Raw genomic sequence first — 13,138 nt, forward strand, 5'->3', positions numbered from 1 at the left:
GTCGTGCAGAATGGTTGGCGGCCATGACGACTGCACCCGAACCCGAACAGCACCCGGCGACCCCGGTGGTGCACCTGTCCCGTCGCGCCGCCCTCGAAGCCGAGCGCGCAGCCGCCCGCGGTCCGCAGCGTCGCAGCAAGGCGGCTCCGGCGGCGAAGGTCGCGAACCCAGCCAAGGTCGCCAAGCCGGCCAAGGTCGCGAAACCCGCCAAGCCAGCGAAGCCCCTCGTCCTCGCCACCACCGAGCCGACCGGCCGCCGCGCCGCAGCCGCGCGCGCCACCACCGAGCACGTCGACGACCGCATCCAGCGCGTGGTCCGCCGCCCCGCACCCCGGGCAACCCGCACGGCGACCGCACCCAGGGCCTCCCGGTCGGCCCGCGCCGGACGCATCACGCTCACCAGCGCCGCCGCCGCCATCGCGATGTTCGCCGCGTCGGCGATGCCCGCACACGCCAGCGCCGGCACCTCGATGGCCACCTCGACCATCGCGCCGATCGTGCGCACCCAGGACTACGCCGTGACCCAGGCGGTCACGGCCGCCGGCTCCGACCGCGACGGGTTCACCGTCGGCGGCGGGTCGACCGTCACGACGAAGACGGCAGGGTCCTCCGGCACCGCCGGTGGCGCCGTGTCGTTCGGCGGCGCGGTCCGCTCGCCGTTCCCCGGCCCCGTGCAGATGAGCTCCGGCTTCGGCTACCGCTCGGCACCGTGCGGCGCGTGCTCGTCGCTGCACCAGGGCCTCGACTTCACCCCGGGCATGGGGACGCCGATCGGTGCCGTCGCCGCGGGCAAGGTCCGGGTCTCCGGCACGTACTTCTCGTACGGCAACGCGGTCATCATCGACCATGTGGTCGACGGCCGTCAGGTGTCCACGCTGTACGGCCACATGATCCCCGGGTCGTCGCCGCTCAAGGTCGGCGACACCGTCGCGGCCGGACAGTTCATCGGACTCGTCGGGTCCTCCGGCGTCTCGACCGGCGCGCACCTGCACCTCGAGGTCCTGATGGACGGCGTCACGCCGATCGACCCGAAGGCGTGGCTCGAGGCCCGCATCGGTCGCTCGCTCACCCTGTAGCGACCACGCCCCGTCGCCGCGCGACGATCCACAGCCGTTGTCGAGCACCAGCACGGTGATGTCCCAGTCGTCCTGTGCAGACTCACAGGCATGGACGATCCCCACAGACCGCCCGCCCGTCGTCGATCCGAGGAAGCTGCCCGCTGATGGGCGCCGACACCTGGATCGCCTTCGGGCTCGTCATCCTCTTCGTGCTCGTCGGCGGGGTCTTCGCGGCCGCCGAGATCGCACTCGTCTCCCTGCGTGAATCGCAGCTGCAGCAGCTCGAACGCCGCGGCCCCCGGGGCGTGCGGGTCGCCGAGCTCGGCCGCGACCCGAACCGGTTCCTGTCCGCCGTGCAGATCGGTGTGACCGTCGCCGGGTTCTTCTCCGCCGCGTACGGAGCGTCGTCGATCGCGCCCGACGTCGCGCCGCTCTTCCAGGGACTCGGGCTCGAGCGGGGCACGTCCGAGGCAGTTGCCCTCGTGCTCATGACCCTGGTCATCGCGTACCTGTCGCTCGTGTTCGGCGAACTCGTGCCGAAACGCCTCGCCCTGCAGCGTGCCGAGGGCTTCTCGATGGCCGTCGCCCCGACCCTGGAGCGCTTCGCGGTGCTGATGCGCCCGGTGATCTGGCTGCTCTCGAAGTCCACCGACACCGTCGTGCGGCTCCTCGGTGGCGACCCGGACGCCCGCAGCGAGTCGATGAGCACCGAGGAGCTCCGCGGCTTGGTCGACGAGCACACCGGCGTCGACGAGCAGGGACGCCGGATCGCCCGCAGCGCCCTGGACGCCGGTGACCGCATCCTGCGCGAGTCCATGCGCCCCTGGTACGACGTCTCGACGCTGGACGCCGGCGTCTCCGTCGCCGAGGCCACCGACCAGGCCATCGCGGCCGGGCACACGCGGTACCTCGTGACCTCCGGCGGGCGTGACGAGGTGCAGGGCTTCGTGCACCTCCGTGACCTGCTGCGTCCGGTCGACCCCGCGGCCCCGGTCGCCACGCTCGTCCGGCCGGTGCTCGCCCTGCCCGAGACGAAGTCGCTGTCGAGTGCGATCGCGGACATGCGCACCGACGGCCACCAGATCGCCCTGGTGGTCGACGAGTACGGCGGCAGCGCCGGCATGGTCACGCTCGAGGCGCTGCTCGAGGACCTCGTCGGCCGCATCCGCGACGAGTGGGACTCCACCGAGTACGACGAGTCGGTGCTGGCGCACGACGGCGTCGACGGCGCCACGGTGCTCGAGGACCTGGCTGCGGACGGCGGTCCCGTCCTGCCGGACGGCGACTACGAGACCGTGGGTGGGCTCGTGCAGGTGCAGCTGGACCGCGTACCCGAAGTCGGTGACGTCGTCCTGGCCGGCGGACACCGCCTCGAGGTGACCGCCATGGACGGTCACCGCGTCGCGCGGGTGCGCATCGGGGCCGACGCCGCGCCCTGACCGCGGCCCCCCAGCGGTCGGGAGGCCCGTGGCGGCAGGCGGTCGTAACACCCCGCGGAGCGCCGGCGAGCGGTCACAGGTCGTCGCCTGCGGCGCCACCAGCCGACAGGTCGCGACCACCCGGCGGGCAGCACGCGACGTGTCGTGACCGGTCGGGCACGGCCGGGCACGCAACGGAACGCGACCAGACGGCGGACGGGAGGCGCGTGGCGGGGCCGTCCCGCGCCTCCCGTCCGCTCCGGGTGGTCACAACACCCCGCCAGACGCCGACGAGCGGTCACAGGCCGTCGCCTGCGGCGCCACCAGCCGACAGGTCGCGACCACCCGGCGGGCAGCACGCGACGTGTCGTGACCAGTCGGCGACGGCCGGCGGCCCCGCCACGGCCCTCCCGCCCGCGTGCCGCACGGCCCGGGCACGTACGCTCGTCGCATGGGTATCGACGTGCGCAACGAGATCCGCGACTTCCTGTCCTCCAGGCGGGCGCGGCTCACCCCCGAGCAGGTCGGCATGCCGTCGTTCGGCGGCGGGGTGCGGCGGGTCCCCGGGCTGCGTCGGCACGAGGTCGCCATGCTCGCCGGCGTCAGCGTCGACTACTACACGCGGCTCGAGCGCGGCTCGCTCAAGGGCGTCTCGGACAGTGTGCTCGAGGGTCTGGCGAGCGCCCTGCAGCTCGACGAGGACGAGCGTGCGCACCTGTGGGACCTGACGCGCCTGGCGAACTCCGGCGCGAAGGTCATGCACCGGAACGTGCCGACCCGCGTCCGCCCTGGCGTCCAGCGCCTGCTCGACGCGATCACCGGCGCCCCGGCCTGGGTGCGGAACGAGCGCGGGGACGTCGTCGCGACGAACGAACTCGGCCGTGCCCTGTACGCGCCGCTCTTCGCCGGCCCCGGGCGCCCGGTCAACACCGCACGCTTCACGTTCCTCGACCCGGCGGCCCGCGACTTCTTCCCGGACTGGGCGCAGACCGCGAAGGACGCCGTGGCCGTGCTCCGGACCGCCGCGGTGTCGAACCCCTGCGAGCCGGGGCTCATCACGCTCGTCGGTGAGCTCTCCACCCGGAGCGAGGAGTTCCGCGGCTGGTGGGCCGCACACGACGTCCGGATGCAGCGGACCGGCAAGAAGCGCATCGACCACCCGATCGTGGGGGAACTCCGGCTGTCCTACGAGGCGCTCGACCTGGTCGCCGACCCCGGTCTGACGCTGTTCTCGTACTCGGCCGAACCGGGCAGCGACTCCGAGCGGTCGCTCGCGCTGCTCGGCAGCTGGGCCGCGACGGAACGGGCCGAGCAGTACGCGGCCGTCCGCGAGTCGGAGTCCGAGTCCGAGTCCGTCGACTGACCCGGCCCGCCGACGGGCAGGTGCGTCAGCGCCGCGATCGGACCGTCAGGCCTGGGGCGGGACGTCGCCGTCGAACAGCTCCGGTGAGCGCATCCGCTCGATGCGCAGCTGACGCTCCGTCGCCGACAACCGCAGCACGCGGATCGCGGCGAACACGAGCACGATGAGGGCGACGGCCAGCACGGCGAGCGCCAGCACGAACAGGGCGTACAGGACGACGACGAATCCGAGACCACTGTCTGCGAGCATCTGCCGAAGATAGCAGCGCGGGTTCGTAGGGTGGGGACGTGACCACGACGACGGACGGCTCAGCAGGGGATGCGGACCGTCGGCAGCACCGCCGGCCCGAGCCCGCGTTCGCCCGTGCGGTCGCGAAGGCCCTCGGCGACGCCCGGACCGTGCTCGACGTCGGTGCCGGTGCCGGCGCCGGTGCCGCCGGGTCCTACGCGCCGACCGACCGCGACGTGACCGCGGTGCAGGCCGCCGAGGACCTTCCCTTCGCCGACGACACCTTCGACGCCGCGGTGTCGACCTTCTCGCTGCATGGGTGGGCCGACCTCGAGCGCGGGCTCGCCGAGGTGCGTCGGGTGACCCGAGGGCCGATCGTGATCGTGACGTTCGACCCCGACCGCATCGAGCGCTCCTGGCTCGCCGAGTACGCCCCCGAGGTGCTGTCGGCCGAGGCCCGTCGCCACCCGGCACTGCCTCGGATCACCGACGCGCTCGGCGACGACACCGTGACGAGCACCCCGTTGCCGATCCCGTTCACGTGCGTCGACGGGTTCGCCGAGGCGTACTACGCCCGCCCGGAACGCCTGCTCGACCCAGCCGTGCGCCGCGCGGACCCGGCATGGGACCTGGTCGACGAGTTCACCGTCCGGCGGTCGGTGGCTGCGCTCCGGACCGCGCTGGAGTCGGGGGAGTGGGACCGACGGCACGGGTCGCTCCGGATCCGCCCGACGGACGAGGGCTCCGTCGTCCTGGTCACGGCGACGCCGAACTGACCGCGGACGATCAACGCGGCGGCACCGGCCCGGCCCGGGCTTGACACCCGGTCGTAGGCTGGTCGGGTGAGCTTCCAGGAGGTGGTCGGCGCCCGTATCGCCGGCATCAGGGCGTGAGGCCCCCGGTCGTGCCCTCGGGCGCGGCCGTCCTCGTCGAACCCTGACCTCCTCCGCCCGGTGCGGTGTGCGTCCGCACACCCCGGGCCTGCTCGAAAGCGATCACCCATGCTCCCCATCGTGGAGAAGACCCTCCGCACGTCCTTCGTCAACGCCTCCCGCAAGGAGACGACCGACATCACACTGCCCGCCGGCTTCGAGACGCTCGACTGGGACGCGCTCGACTACCTCGGCTGGCGCGACCCGAAGATCGGTCGGCGGGCGTACGCCGTCGTGCCGACCCTGGACGGCGAACTGATCGGCATCCTGTTCCGGCAGGCCGAGGCCTCGCCGCGCTCCCGCGCCCAGTGCTCGTGGTGCCAGGACGTCAAGCTGCCGAACGACGTCACGTTCTACAGCGCCAAGCGGTCCGGGCCGGCCGGTCGCAACGGCAACACCGTCGGCACCCTGGTGTGCCAGGACTTCCAGTGCTCGCGGAACGTCCGGAAGCTGCCGCCGCCCGCCTACGAGGGCTACGACGTCGAGGCAGCGCGGCTCCGGCGCATCGAGGACCTGCAGGTCCGGGCCGCGTCCTTCGCCGCCGAGGTCTGAGACGCCGGCGTGCTCGCAAGACGCCGCCGAGTCAGCGAGACGCCGCCGGATTCGGGGGCGTCACGCGCTGACGCCGGCGTCTCGCGTCCGCAAACGCGACTGACGACGGACGGGAGGCCCGGTGCCAGCTGGCACCGGGCCTCCCGTCCGTCAACCGGTCGCGTCTAGCGACCGATGGTCGACATGTCGGGGTAGCGGTCACCGGTCGGGACGGGCAGCGCCGAAAGGCGCGACAGCTGGTCCGTCGTGAGGGTCAGGTCGGCTGCGCCGACGTTCTCCTCGAGGCGTGAGACCCGCTTCGTGCCGGGGATCGGGACGATGTCGTCGCCCTGGGCCAGCAGCCATGCGAGCGACACCTGCGCCGGAGTGGCGTCGGCCTCGGTCGCGATGTCCTTGACGGCGTCGACGATGCGCATGTTCTGCGCGAACGCCTCCTGCTGGAAGCGCGGGTTCGCCAGGCGGAAGTCGTCGGAGTCCAGGTCGGACGGCTTCGTGATGGCACCCGTCAGGAACCCGCGGCCGAGCGGCGAGTACGGCACCAGGCCGATGCCGAGCTCGCGCAGGGTGTCGAGCACGTCGCCCTCGGGGTCGCGCGTCCACAGCGAGTACTCGCTCTGCAGTGCGGTGATCGGGTGGACGGCGTGGGCCTTGCGGATGGTCTCGGCTCCGGCTTCGGACAGCCCGATGTGCCGGATCTTGCCCTCCTGCACGAAGCCGGCGAGCTGGCCGATGACGTCCTCGATCGGGACGGCGGGGTCGACGCGGTGCTGGTAGTAGAGGTCGATGTGGTCCGTACCGAGGCGACGGAGGGAGCCTTCGAGCGCCTCGCGCACGGACTCCGGCTGGCTGGAGAGACCGCGCTGCCGCGTCGGGGTCTCCTCACCGGCCTCGTGGCGGTACAGGCCGAACTTGGTCGCGATGACGACGTCGTCGCGACGGCCCTCGAGCGCGCGGCGCAGGAGTTCCTCGTTCGTGTAGGGGCCGTACGCCTCGGCGGTGTCGAACAGGGTGACGCCGAGGTCGATCGCGCGGTGGATGGTGCGGATCGACTCGTCGTCGTCGGTGCCGGCGCCCGTGTAGAAGGCGCTCATGCCCATGGTTCCGAGGCCGATGGGTCCGACCTCGAGGTCTGCGAGCTTGCGTGTGTGCATGCTGCAGGTCTACTCCCGGTCCCCGGGACGGCGGGAGGCACTGGCTGTACCCGCCTCGTCATCGCTACGCTGCCAGGACGGGGCAGGGGCCCCGGGTTCGGGGCAGTGTCGTGGTCGTCATGTGGATCGTCATCGCCGTGGTCGTCGTCATCGGCGCCCTGCTGACCGTGCTCGAGGTGCAGAACCGTCGTCGTCGGCGGGCGCTCGAATCGATCGAAGACCTGTCGGATCCGCGTGACAGCGCACGCGCCGCGGCCGAAGCCGATGCGGCGCACTCCAGGACCGAGGGGCTCGCCAAGTCCGCGCATCCCGGCATCACCGGCGCCGGCGGCGGCATCCCCGGCTGAACCGGCCGAGCTGGACTGTCGGCCCCGCCGTTCGCGCCGCTTGTCGGGACCAGGCGTTCCGGTTCGCCGGTCGCCCGCGCGCTTGGTGAGGTTCCTCCAAGGTGCTGGCACGAGCACGCGGTCCACTGGTGTGATCGTCCCGTGAACCTGTACTTCCGACTGCTCCTGCTGCAGCTGCGCACCCGGTTGCGCGCTCGGGTCGGTGGACGCCGCCGGGCCTCGCTCTGGGACGAGGTGCGGACGCCGTTCCGGGTCGCTCCGACCGACCTCGACCCGCTGCGGCACGTCAACAACGGCAAGTACCTGTCGATGCTGGACTTGGGTCGGCTCGACCTGATGCTCCGCTCCGGGTACTGGGCGGTGCTGTCCGAACGTGGCTGGTACCCCGTCGTGTCGGCGCAGACGATCACGTACAAGCGGTCGCTGACGCTCGGGCAGCGGTTCGAGCTCCGCACCCACGTGCTCGGGGTCGACGACCGTGCCGTGTACCTGGAGCAGACGTTCGTGCGCGGCGGCGCCGTGATGGCTCGAGCCGTGGTGCAGGCCCGGTTCCTGCGGCGTGCCGGCGGGACCGTGCCGACCGCGGACCTGCTCGAGGCTGCGGGTGGCGCGGACCGCGACCTGACGCTGCCCGACTGGGTGCACGACTGGGCGACCGCGACGCGGATCAGCAGCAGCGCGGCCTGAACGGCAGCACCACCGCTCCGAACGCCACGGTGCGCACGAACCCGTCCGTGGACTCTGCGAACACGGCAAGCGGTCGGGGGACACCGACTCAGGGACCGGCAACGCACCGGGCGTAGACCGGGGACATGACCACAGGCACTGACACCACGAACCGTCCGGCCGCGTCCTCCGGCACCTTCCGCATCGGCGGCGACCTCGAGGTCAACCGGCTCGGCTACGGCACCATGCAGCTCACCGGCCCCGGCGTCTGGGGACCGCCGAAGGACCACGACGAGGCGATCCGCGTCCTCAAGCGCGCCGTCGAGCTCGGCGTGAACTTCTTCGACACCGCCGACTCGTACGGCCCCTACGTCGCCGAGGAGCTCCTCAAGGAGGCCCTGCACCCCTACGGCGACGACGTCGTCATCGCGACGAAGGCCGGCCTGACCCGCACCGGCCCGAACGTCTGGCCGCCCGTCGGCCGCCCCGAGTACCTGCGGCAAGAGGCGGAGATGAGCCTCCGCCGCCTGGGCCTGGAGCGCATCGACCTGTTCCAGCTGCACCGCATCGACCCGAAGGTCCCGCTCGAGGACCAGGTCGGCGAGCTGAAGAAGCTGCAGGACGAGGGCAAGATCCGCCACATCGGCCTGTCCGAGGTCTCCGTCGACGAGGTCAAGGCCGCGCAGCAGATCGCCACGATCGTCTCCGTGCAGAACCTCTACAACCTGCAGAAGCGTGACGCCGAGGAGCTGCTCGACTGGTCCGAGCAGCAGGGCATCGGCTTCATCCCGTGGTTCCCCCTGGCCACGGGTGGCCTGACCGGCGAGGACTCGCCGCTCACCGAGATCGCCGAGCGCAAGGGCGCCACCCCGGCGCAGCTCGCGCTCGCGTGGCTGCTCAAGCGCTCCCCGGTGATGCTGCCGATCCCCGGCACGTCGAGCGTCGCGCACCTCGAGGACAACCTGGCGGGTGCCACGGTCGAGCTGACCGACGACGAGTTCGAGGAGCTGGCGAAGCTGGGTCACTGACCCTTCGGACGCGACCGCGGGTCGCGAACGCGACCAGCCGACGGACAGGAGGCGCGGTGCCAGCTGGCACCGCGCCTCCCGTCCGTTTTTCGCCCTGTCCAGATCCGCGCTTGCGTGCGCATACCGGGTATGTGCATACTCGGTATGGCCATGGTGGCCCGGGACAGGGGAAGTGTCATGAGCGTTCGGATGGGCGTACTCGCGCTGCTGGTGGGGGGACCCGGTTACGGGTACCAGCTCCGGGGGGAGTTCGAGCACCGCACCGGCGGGAGCTGGCCGCTGAACATCGGCCAGGTCTACACGACCCTGGACCGCCTGGAACGCGACGGCCTGGTCGCCCGCGGCGACGCCGACGACGACGGCCACGTCGTCTACACGGCGACCGACGCGGGCCGCGCGGAGGTGGCCCGCTGGTTCAGCGAGCCCGTGCCGGCCAAGCGCGGCCGCGACGAGCTGGCGATCAAGTTCGCCCTCGCCGTGACCGTGCCCGGGGTCGACGTCGCCCGGCTGGTGCAGGTGCAGCGTGGTGCCGCGATCCGGAACCTGCAGGACCTGACGCGGCTGAAGCGGACGACCGACCCGTCGTCGGACCTGGCGTGGTCGCTCGTGCTCGAGTCGATGGTGTTCCAGGCCGAGGCAGAGGTGCGCTGGCTCGACCACGTGGAGTCGAGTGTCGCGCGGTACCGGCCGGACGAGCACCCGGCGGCACCGGCCAGTGCCGACGCCTCCGCTTCCGCTGCCGCTCCCCGGAGCGCACGGTGACCGCCGCACCGCTCCTGCAGCTCGACGCCGTGAGCGTGCACTACGGCTCCGGCGCCAAGGCCGTCACCGCCCTGGCCGGCATCGACCTGCGGGTCGAGCGCGGCGAGATGGTGGCCGTGATGGGCACCTCGGGGTCGGGCAAGTCGACGTTGCTCGCCTGCGCCGGCACCCTGCTGCCGCCGACGAGCGGCGAGGTCCTGATCGACGGCGCGTTCGTCTCCGACCGTCCCGCCAGGGAACTCGCAGCGCTGCGGCGCCGGCTGATCGGGTTCGTGTTCCAGGACTTCAACCTGATCCCCTCGTTGACCGCGGTCGAGAACGTGGCGCTGCCGCTCGAACTGGACGGGTGGAAGGCCTCGCAGGCCCGCCGCGCCGCGGAACTCGCGCTGGACAACGTCGAGCTGTCGCACCGTGCCGACGCCTACCCGGACGACCTGTCCGGCGGGCAGCAGCAGCGCGTCGCGATCGCCCGCGGCGTGGTCGGTGAACGTCGACTCGTGCTCGCCGACGAACCGACCGGCGCCCTCGACTCGCAGACCGGCGAGGTCGTGCTCCGCATGCTCCGTCGACACGTCGACGCTGGAGCCGGCGCCCTCCTGGTGACCCACGACGCCCGGCACGCGGCCTGGGCGGACCGGATCGTGTTCCTGCGCGACGGACGTGTCGTCGACGAGACCGTGTACTCGGGCGTCGAGACCGCGCTGACGGACCGGACCGCGTCGTGAGCCGGGGCCGGCGTTCCGGGACCGCCCGGACGCCGTTCGCCCTCCGACCGGCGCTCCGTCTGGGGCGTCGGCTGGCGTTCGCGAAGGCAGGCCGCGCGGCACTGATCATCGCGCTCATCGGGATCCCCACCGCGGGGTTCGCGGCCGTCGCCGTCGTGGTGCAGTCGACGCAGGCCACCGCCACCGAGCGGCTCGACCACGACCTCGGGCACGCATCGGCGCAGATGCGGGTGTCCGGCCCGGACCTGCCCGGCATGGTGCAGGACCCGGTGCAGTGGGAGTTCACCGACTCGAAGCGGAACAGCCCGGTCACGAAGTCGGACCAGGACTCCCCGTTCGCGAACGTCCTGGCACACGTGCCCGACGGTGCGCTGTCGATCCCGGTCGGCAGCACGCCCGTCGTGCTCCAGGGGCCGAAGGGTCCGGTCGGGCTGACCGCCGTCGAGGGCAGCGTCTGGGACCCGTCGCTCGACGGTCACTGGCACGTGCTCGAGGGTTCCCGGCCGACCACACGCAGTGAGCTCATGGTCACGCCGGCCACGCTCGACCGCCTCGGGGCGCGGATCGGTGACACGGTGGACCTGACCGACCCCGTCACCAAGCGCTTCACGATCACCGGCACCATGACCGACCTGGGCACCGACCCGGGATCGCAGGGCATCTTCCTGCCCTGGGGCACGACGCTCTCGACGACCGACACCACCGACGACGTCGGGCTGACCGACGTCACCGTGTACCTGCCGTCGGACGCCCCGACCTGGTCGGAGATCCGGCAGCTCAACGCGCACGGCATCGTCGTGCAGTCGCGTCCGGTCGTGCTCGACCCGCCGGACGCCCGGCTCCCCGGCGGTCAGATGAGCTCGACGATCGGCTGGTACCTCGGCGCGATGGCACTGCTCGGCGTCTTCGCGATGTTCGAGGTCGCCCTGCTCGCCGGTGCGGCGTTCCTGGTCGGCACCCGGGCGGACACCCGCTCGTACGCCATCGTCACGAGCGTCGGCGGTGACAGACGGTTCGTCCGCACGATCGTCGCCGGGTCCGGCCTGGTGCTCGGGCTCGTCGGCGCGGTCCTCGGCGTGGCCGTGGGCACCGGGATCGGCGTGCTCGCCTACCGACTCATCGACAACGGCAACGTGGTGTCGTTCCCCGGGTTGCACGTGCCGCCGCTCCTGCTGCTGTCCATCGCCGCCGCGGGAGTGCTCGCCGGGCTCGTCTCCGCGCTCGTCGCCGCACGGTCGGCCACCCGGATCAACGTGCTCGCAGCCCTGCGGGGTTCGCTCCGTCCGGTGCCCGTCAGCCGTCCGGCCCGCCGACGTCGGCGCATCTGGGGGCCGCTGCTCGTGGTCCTCGGGGCCCTGACGACGATGGTCTGCGGCGTCGGGGTGCTCATGCTCAACGACCGTCCCGTGCAGGACGACCACTGGGCCTGGGTGGTCGGTGCCGGTGTCGCGCTCGGGCCGTGCCTGATGCAGCTCGGCATCGCCATCTGCTCACCGTGGCTGCTCGCCCTGGTCACCCGGCTCACCTCGCGGGCCGGTCTGTCTGCGCGACTGGCCGCCCGCGACGCCCGCCGCAACCCGGTCCGCACGGTGCCGGTGCTCGCCAGCGTGATGAGCGTGGTGTTCGTGGCCTCGGTCGTCATCACGTGGAGTGCGTCGAGCCACGCCCAGTACGTCCGCGGGTACGAGTACACGACGGCGGTCGGGGTGGCGACGTCCGAGGTGCTGACCGAGACGAAGGACGGCGGCAGTACCGGTCGCCACGACGCGGAGCTGACCGCCCACGCCGCGAAGGTGGTGTCCGGGGTCTTCGACCAGGACCGCATCCGGGTGCTCGGTGTCACGCAGGAGCAGCCGGGCGACACCCCCTCGACCGTCACGATCCCGCACCGCTGGAGCGCGTACGACTGCCCGGCGAACGACACGACGAGCTGCTCGTACTACCTGGACACGGCGAGCGCGTCGATGCCGCACATCTGGACGGGCACCGTCGACGACTACGCCGTGCTCACCGGACACCAGCCGTCCGCAGCCGTCCGGAGCGCACTCGAGGGCGGTCGGGCCGTGTCGCTCTGGCCCGAGTACGCCCACGACGGCGCGGTCCGCATCGACACGTTCCACGACCGGACGTGGGACAGCGAGCCCATCACCGAGCGCACCCGACCGGCGGCCAGCGTCTCGATCCCCGCGGTGCTCGACGTGCAGACCCCGCGGATCCAGGTCGGCGTCTTCATGACGAAGGCCACTGCCGAGCAGTACGGCGTCCCCGTGGTCGACGGCATGCTCGTCACGACGTTGCCGCACGACCTCGACCCTGCCCAGGCGGACGAGCTGAGCTCGGCGTGGCAGAGCTTCGGCGGCGACGACCGTGCACGGTGGAGCGGCCCGACGTTCACGTACGAAGCCGGTCCCACCGACAACGAGGCGCTCATCCGGGCGATCGTCCTCGCACTCGCCGCGGCCGTGACCATCGGTGCGACGGCGGTGGCGATCGGACTCGCACGGTCCGACGGGCGTCGGGACGACGAGGTGCTCGACGCCATCGGTGCCGCTCCGCGTCTGCGCCGTGGGGTGTCGACCTGGCAGGCGGCGATCCTGGCCACGGTCGGCTCGGTGATCGGCACGCTGCTCGGCCTCCTGCCGATCCGCGCCCTGACCCTGCGGTTCACCGAGAGTCCGGTCGGGGTGAACCACATGCCGTTCGTGCCGGACTGGCCGGTGCTGGCGCTGCTCGCGATCGGCCTGCCCCTCGTGGTGACGGCCGGAGCGTGGCTGACCTCGCGGGGTCGGCGGCGGGTGGCGGTGCGACGGGCGCACTGACGCGCGTGCTGCGTGAGGCTTCGCTTGGTGAGCAGAAGATGTCGAGTCGGCTGCTCGGACTGGAGGCCCGTGGCGGCGTCGCCACGGGC

General features: G+C 72.3%; 13 protein-coding genes. 11 read left to right on the forward strand and 2 right to left on the reverse strand.

The window, feature by feature from the left end:
* Positions 1–23: 23 nt before the first annotated feature.
* From ACL00U_RS16470 to ACL00U_RS16480, 3 genes are all read left to right on the forward strand, one after another.
* Positions 24–1,076 carry a M23 family metallopeptidase gene (locus tag ACL00U_RS16470; protein ID WP_017887886.1) on the forward strand — a complete coding sequence of 351 codons (1,053 nt, stop codon included), beginning with the start codon at positions 24–26 and terminating at the stop codon, positions 1,074–1,076.
* Between the two features lie 146 nt (positions 1,077–1,222).
* Positions 1,223–2,497 (forward strand): hemolysin family protein, encoded by a 1,275-nt coding sequence (locus ACL00U_RS16475; RefSeq protein WP_412873631.1) that lies wholly within the window; start codon positions 1,223–1,225, stop codon positions 2,495–2,497.
* 430 nt (positions 2,498–2,927) lie between these two features.
* On the forward strand, positions 2,928–3,839 hold the full coding sequence (locus ACL00U_RS16480; RefSeq protein ID WP_017887884.1) for a helix-turn-helix transcriptional regulator: 912 nt from the start codon (positions 2,928–2,930) through the stop codon (positions 3,837–3,839).
* A 45-nt stretch (positions 3,840–3,884) separates the two neighbouring features.
* Here ACL00U_RS16480 and ACL00U_RS16485 read toward each other — a convergent pair whose 3' ends face one another.
* Complete coding sequence (locus tag ACL00U_RS16485; RefSeq protein WP_017887883.1) at positions 3,885–4,088, reverse strand: hypothetical protein; 204 nt, start codon at positions 4,086–4,088, stop codon at positions 3,885–3,887.
* A gap of 38 nt (positions 4,089–4,126) precedes the next feature.
* On the opposite strand from ACL00U_RS16485, the gene ACL00U_RS16490 reads away from it, so the two are divergent.
* Together ACL00U_RS16490 and ACL00U_RS16495 are read left to right on the forward strand one after the other, a co-directional pair.
* On the forward strand, positions 4,127–4,843 hold the full coding sequence (locus tag ACL00U_RS16490) for a methyltransferase domain-containing protein (RefSeq protein WP_412873632.1): 717 nt from the start codon (positions 4,127–4,129) through the stop codon (positions 4,841–4,843).
* Positions 4,844–5,068: 225 nt separating this feature from the next.
* A complete protein-coding gene (locus tag ACL00U_RS16495) occupies positions 5,069–5,551 on the forward strand; it encodes an FBP domain-containing protein (RefSeq protein WP_017887881.1) in 483 nt (160 codons plus the stop codon).
* A gap of 164 nt (positions 5,552–5,715) precedes the next feature.
* On the opposite strand, the gene ACL00U_RS16500 is transcribed toward ACL00U_RS16495, so the two are convergent.
* Complete coding sequence (locus tag ACL00U_RS16500) at positions 5,716–6,702, reverse strand: aldo/keto reductase (protein ID WP_262118181.1); 987 nt, start codon at positions 6,700–6,702, stop codon at positions 5,716–5,718.
* A gap of 119 nt (positions 6,703–6,821) precedes the next feature.
* On the opposite strand from ACL00U_RS16500, the gene ACL00U_RS16505 reads away from it, so the two are divergent.
* The 6 genes from ACL00U_RS16505 (at position 6,822) to ACL00U_RS16530 (ending at position 13,049) form a co-directional block, all read left to right on the forward strand.
* A complete protein-coding gene (locus ACL00U_RS16505; RefSeq protein WP_139179590.1) occupies positions 6,822–7,049 on the forward strand; it encodes a hypothetical protein in 228 nt (75 codons plus the stop codon).
* Positions 7,050–7,190: 141 nt separating this feature from the next.
* Complete coding sequence (locus ACL00U_RS16510; protein ID WP_214518529.1) at positions 7,191–7,736, forward strand: acyl-CoA thioesterase; 546 nt, start codon at positions 7,191–7,193, stop codon at positions 7,734–7,736.
* Between the two features lie 125 nt (positions 7,737–7,861).
* A complete protein-coding gene (locus ACL00U_RS16515; protein WP_017887877.1) occupies positions 7,862–8,743 on the forward strand; it encodes an aldo/keto reductase in 882 nt (293 codons plus the stop codon).
* A gap of 177 nt (positions 8,744–8,920) precedes the next feature.
* Positions 8,921–9,505 carry a PadR family transcriptional regulator gene (locus tag ACL00U_RS16520; RefSeq protein WP_071250014.1) on the forward strand — a complete coding sequence of 195 codons (585 nt, stop codon included), beginning with the start codon at positions 8,921–8,923 and terminating at the stop codon, positions 9,503–9,505.
* A complete protein-coding gene (locus ACL00U_RS16525; protein ID WP_017887875.1) occupies positions 9,502–10,230 on the forward strand; it encodes an ABC transporter ATP-binding protein in 729 nt (242 codons plus the stop codon). The genes ACL00U_RS16520 and ACL00U_RS16525 overlap by 4 nt, the downstream gene beginning before the upstream one ends.
* Positions 10,227–13,049 carry an ABC transporter permease gene (locus ACL00U_RS16530; RefSeq protein ID WP_071250012.1) on the forward strand — a complete coding sequence of 941 codons (2,823 nt, stop codon included), beginning with the start codon at positions 10,227–10,229 and terminating at the stop codon, positions 13,047–13,049. Before ACL00U_RS16525 ends, ACL00U_RS16530 begins: the two co-directional genes overlap by 4 nt.
* Positions 13,050–13,138: the final 89 nt, after the last annotated feature.

The sequence above is a fragment of the Curtobacterium poinsettiae genome (genome assembly GCF_047226435.1).
Taxonomy (GTDB): Bacteria; Actinomycetota; Actinomycetes; order Actinomycetales; family Microbacteriaceae; genus Curtobacterium; species Curtobacterium poinsettiae.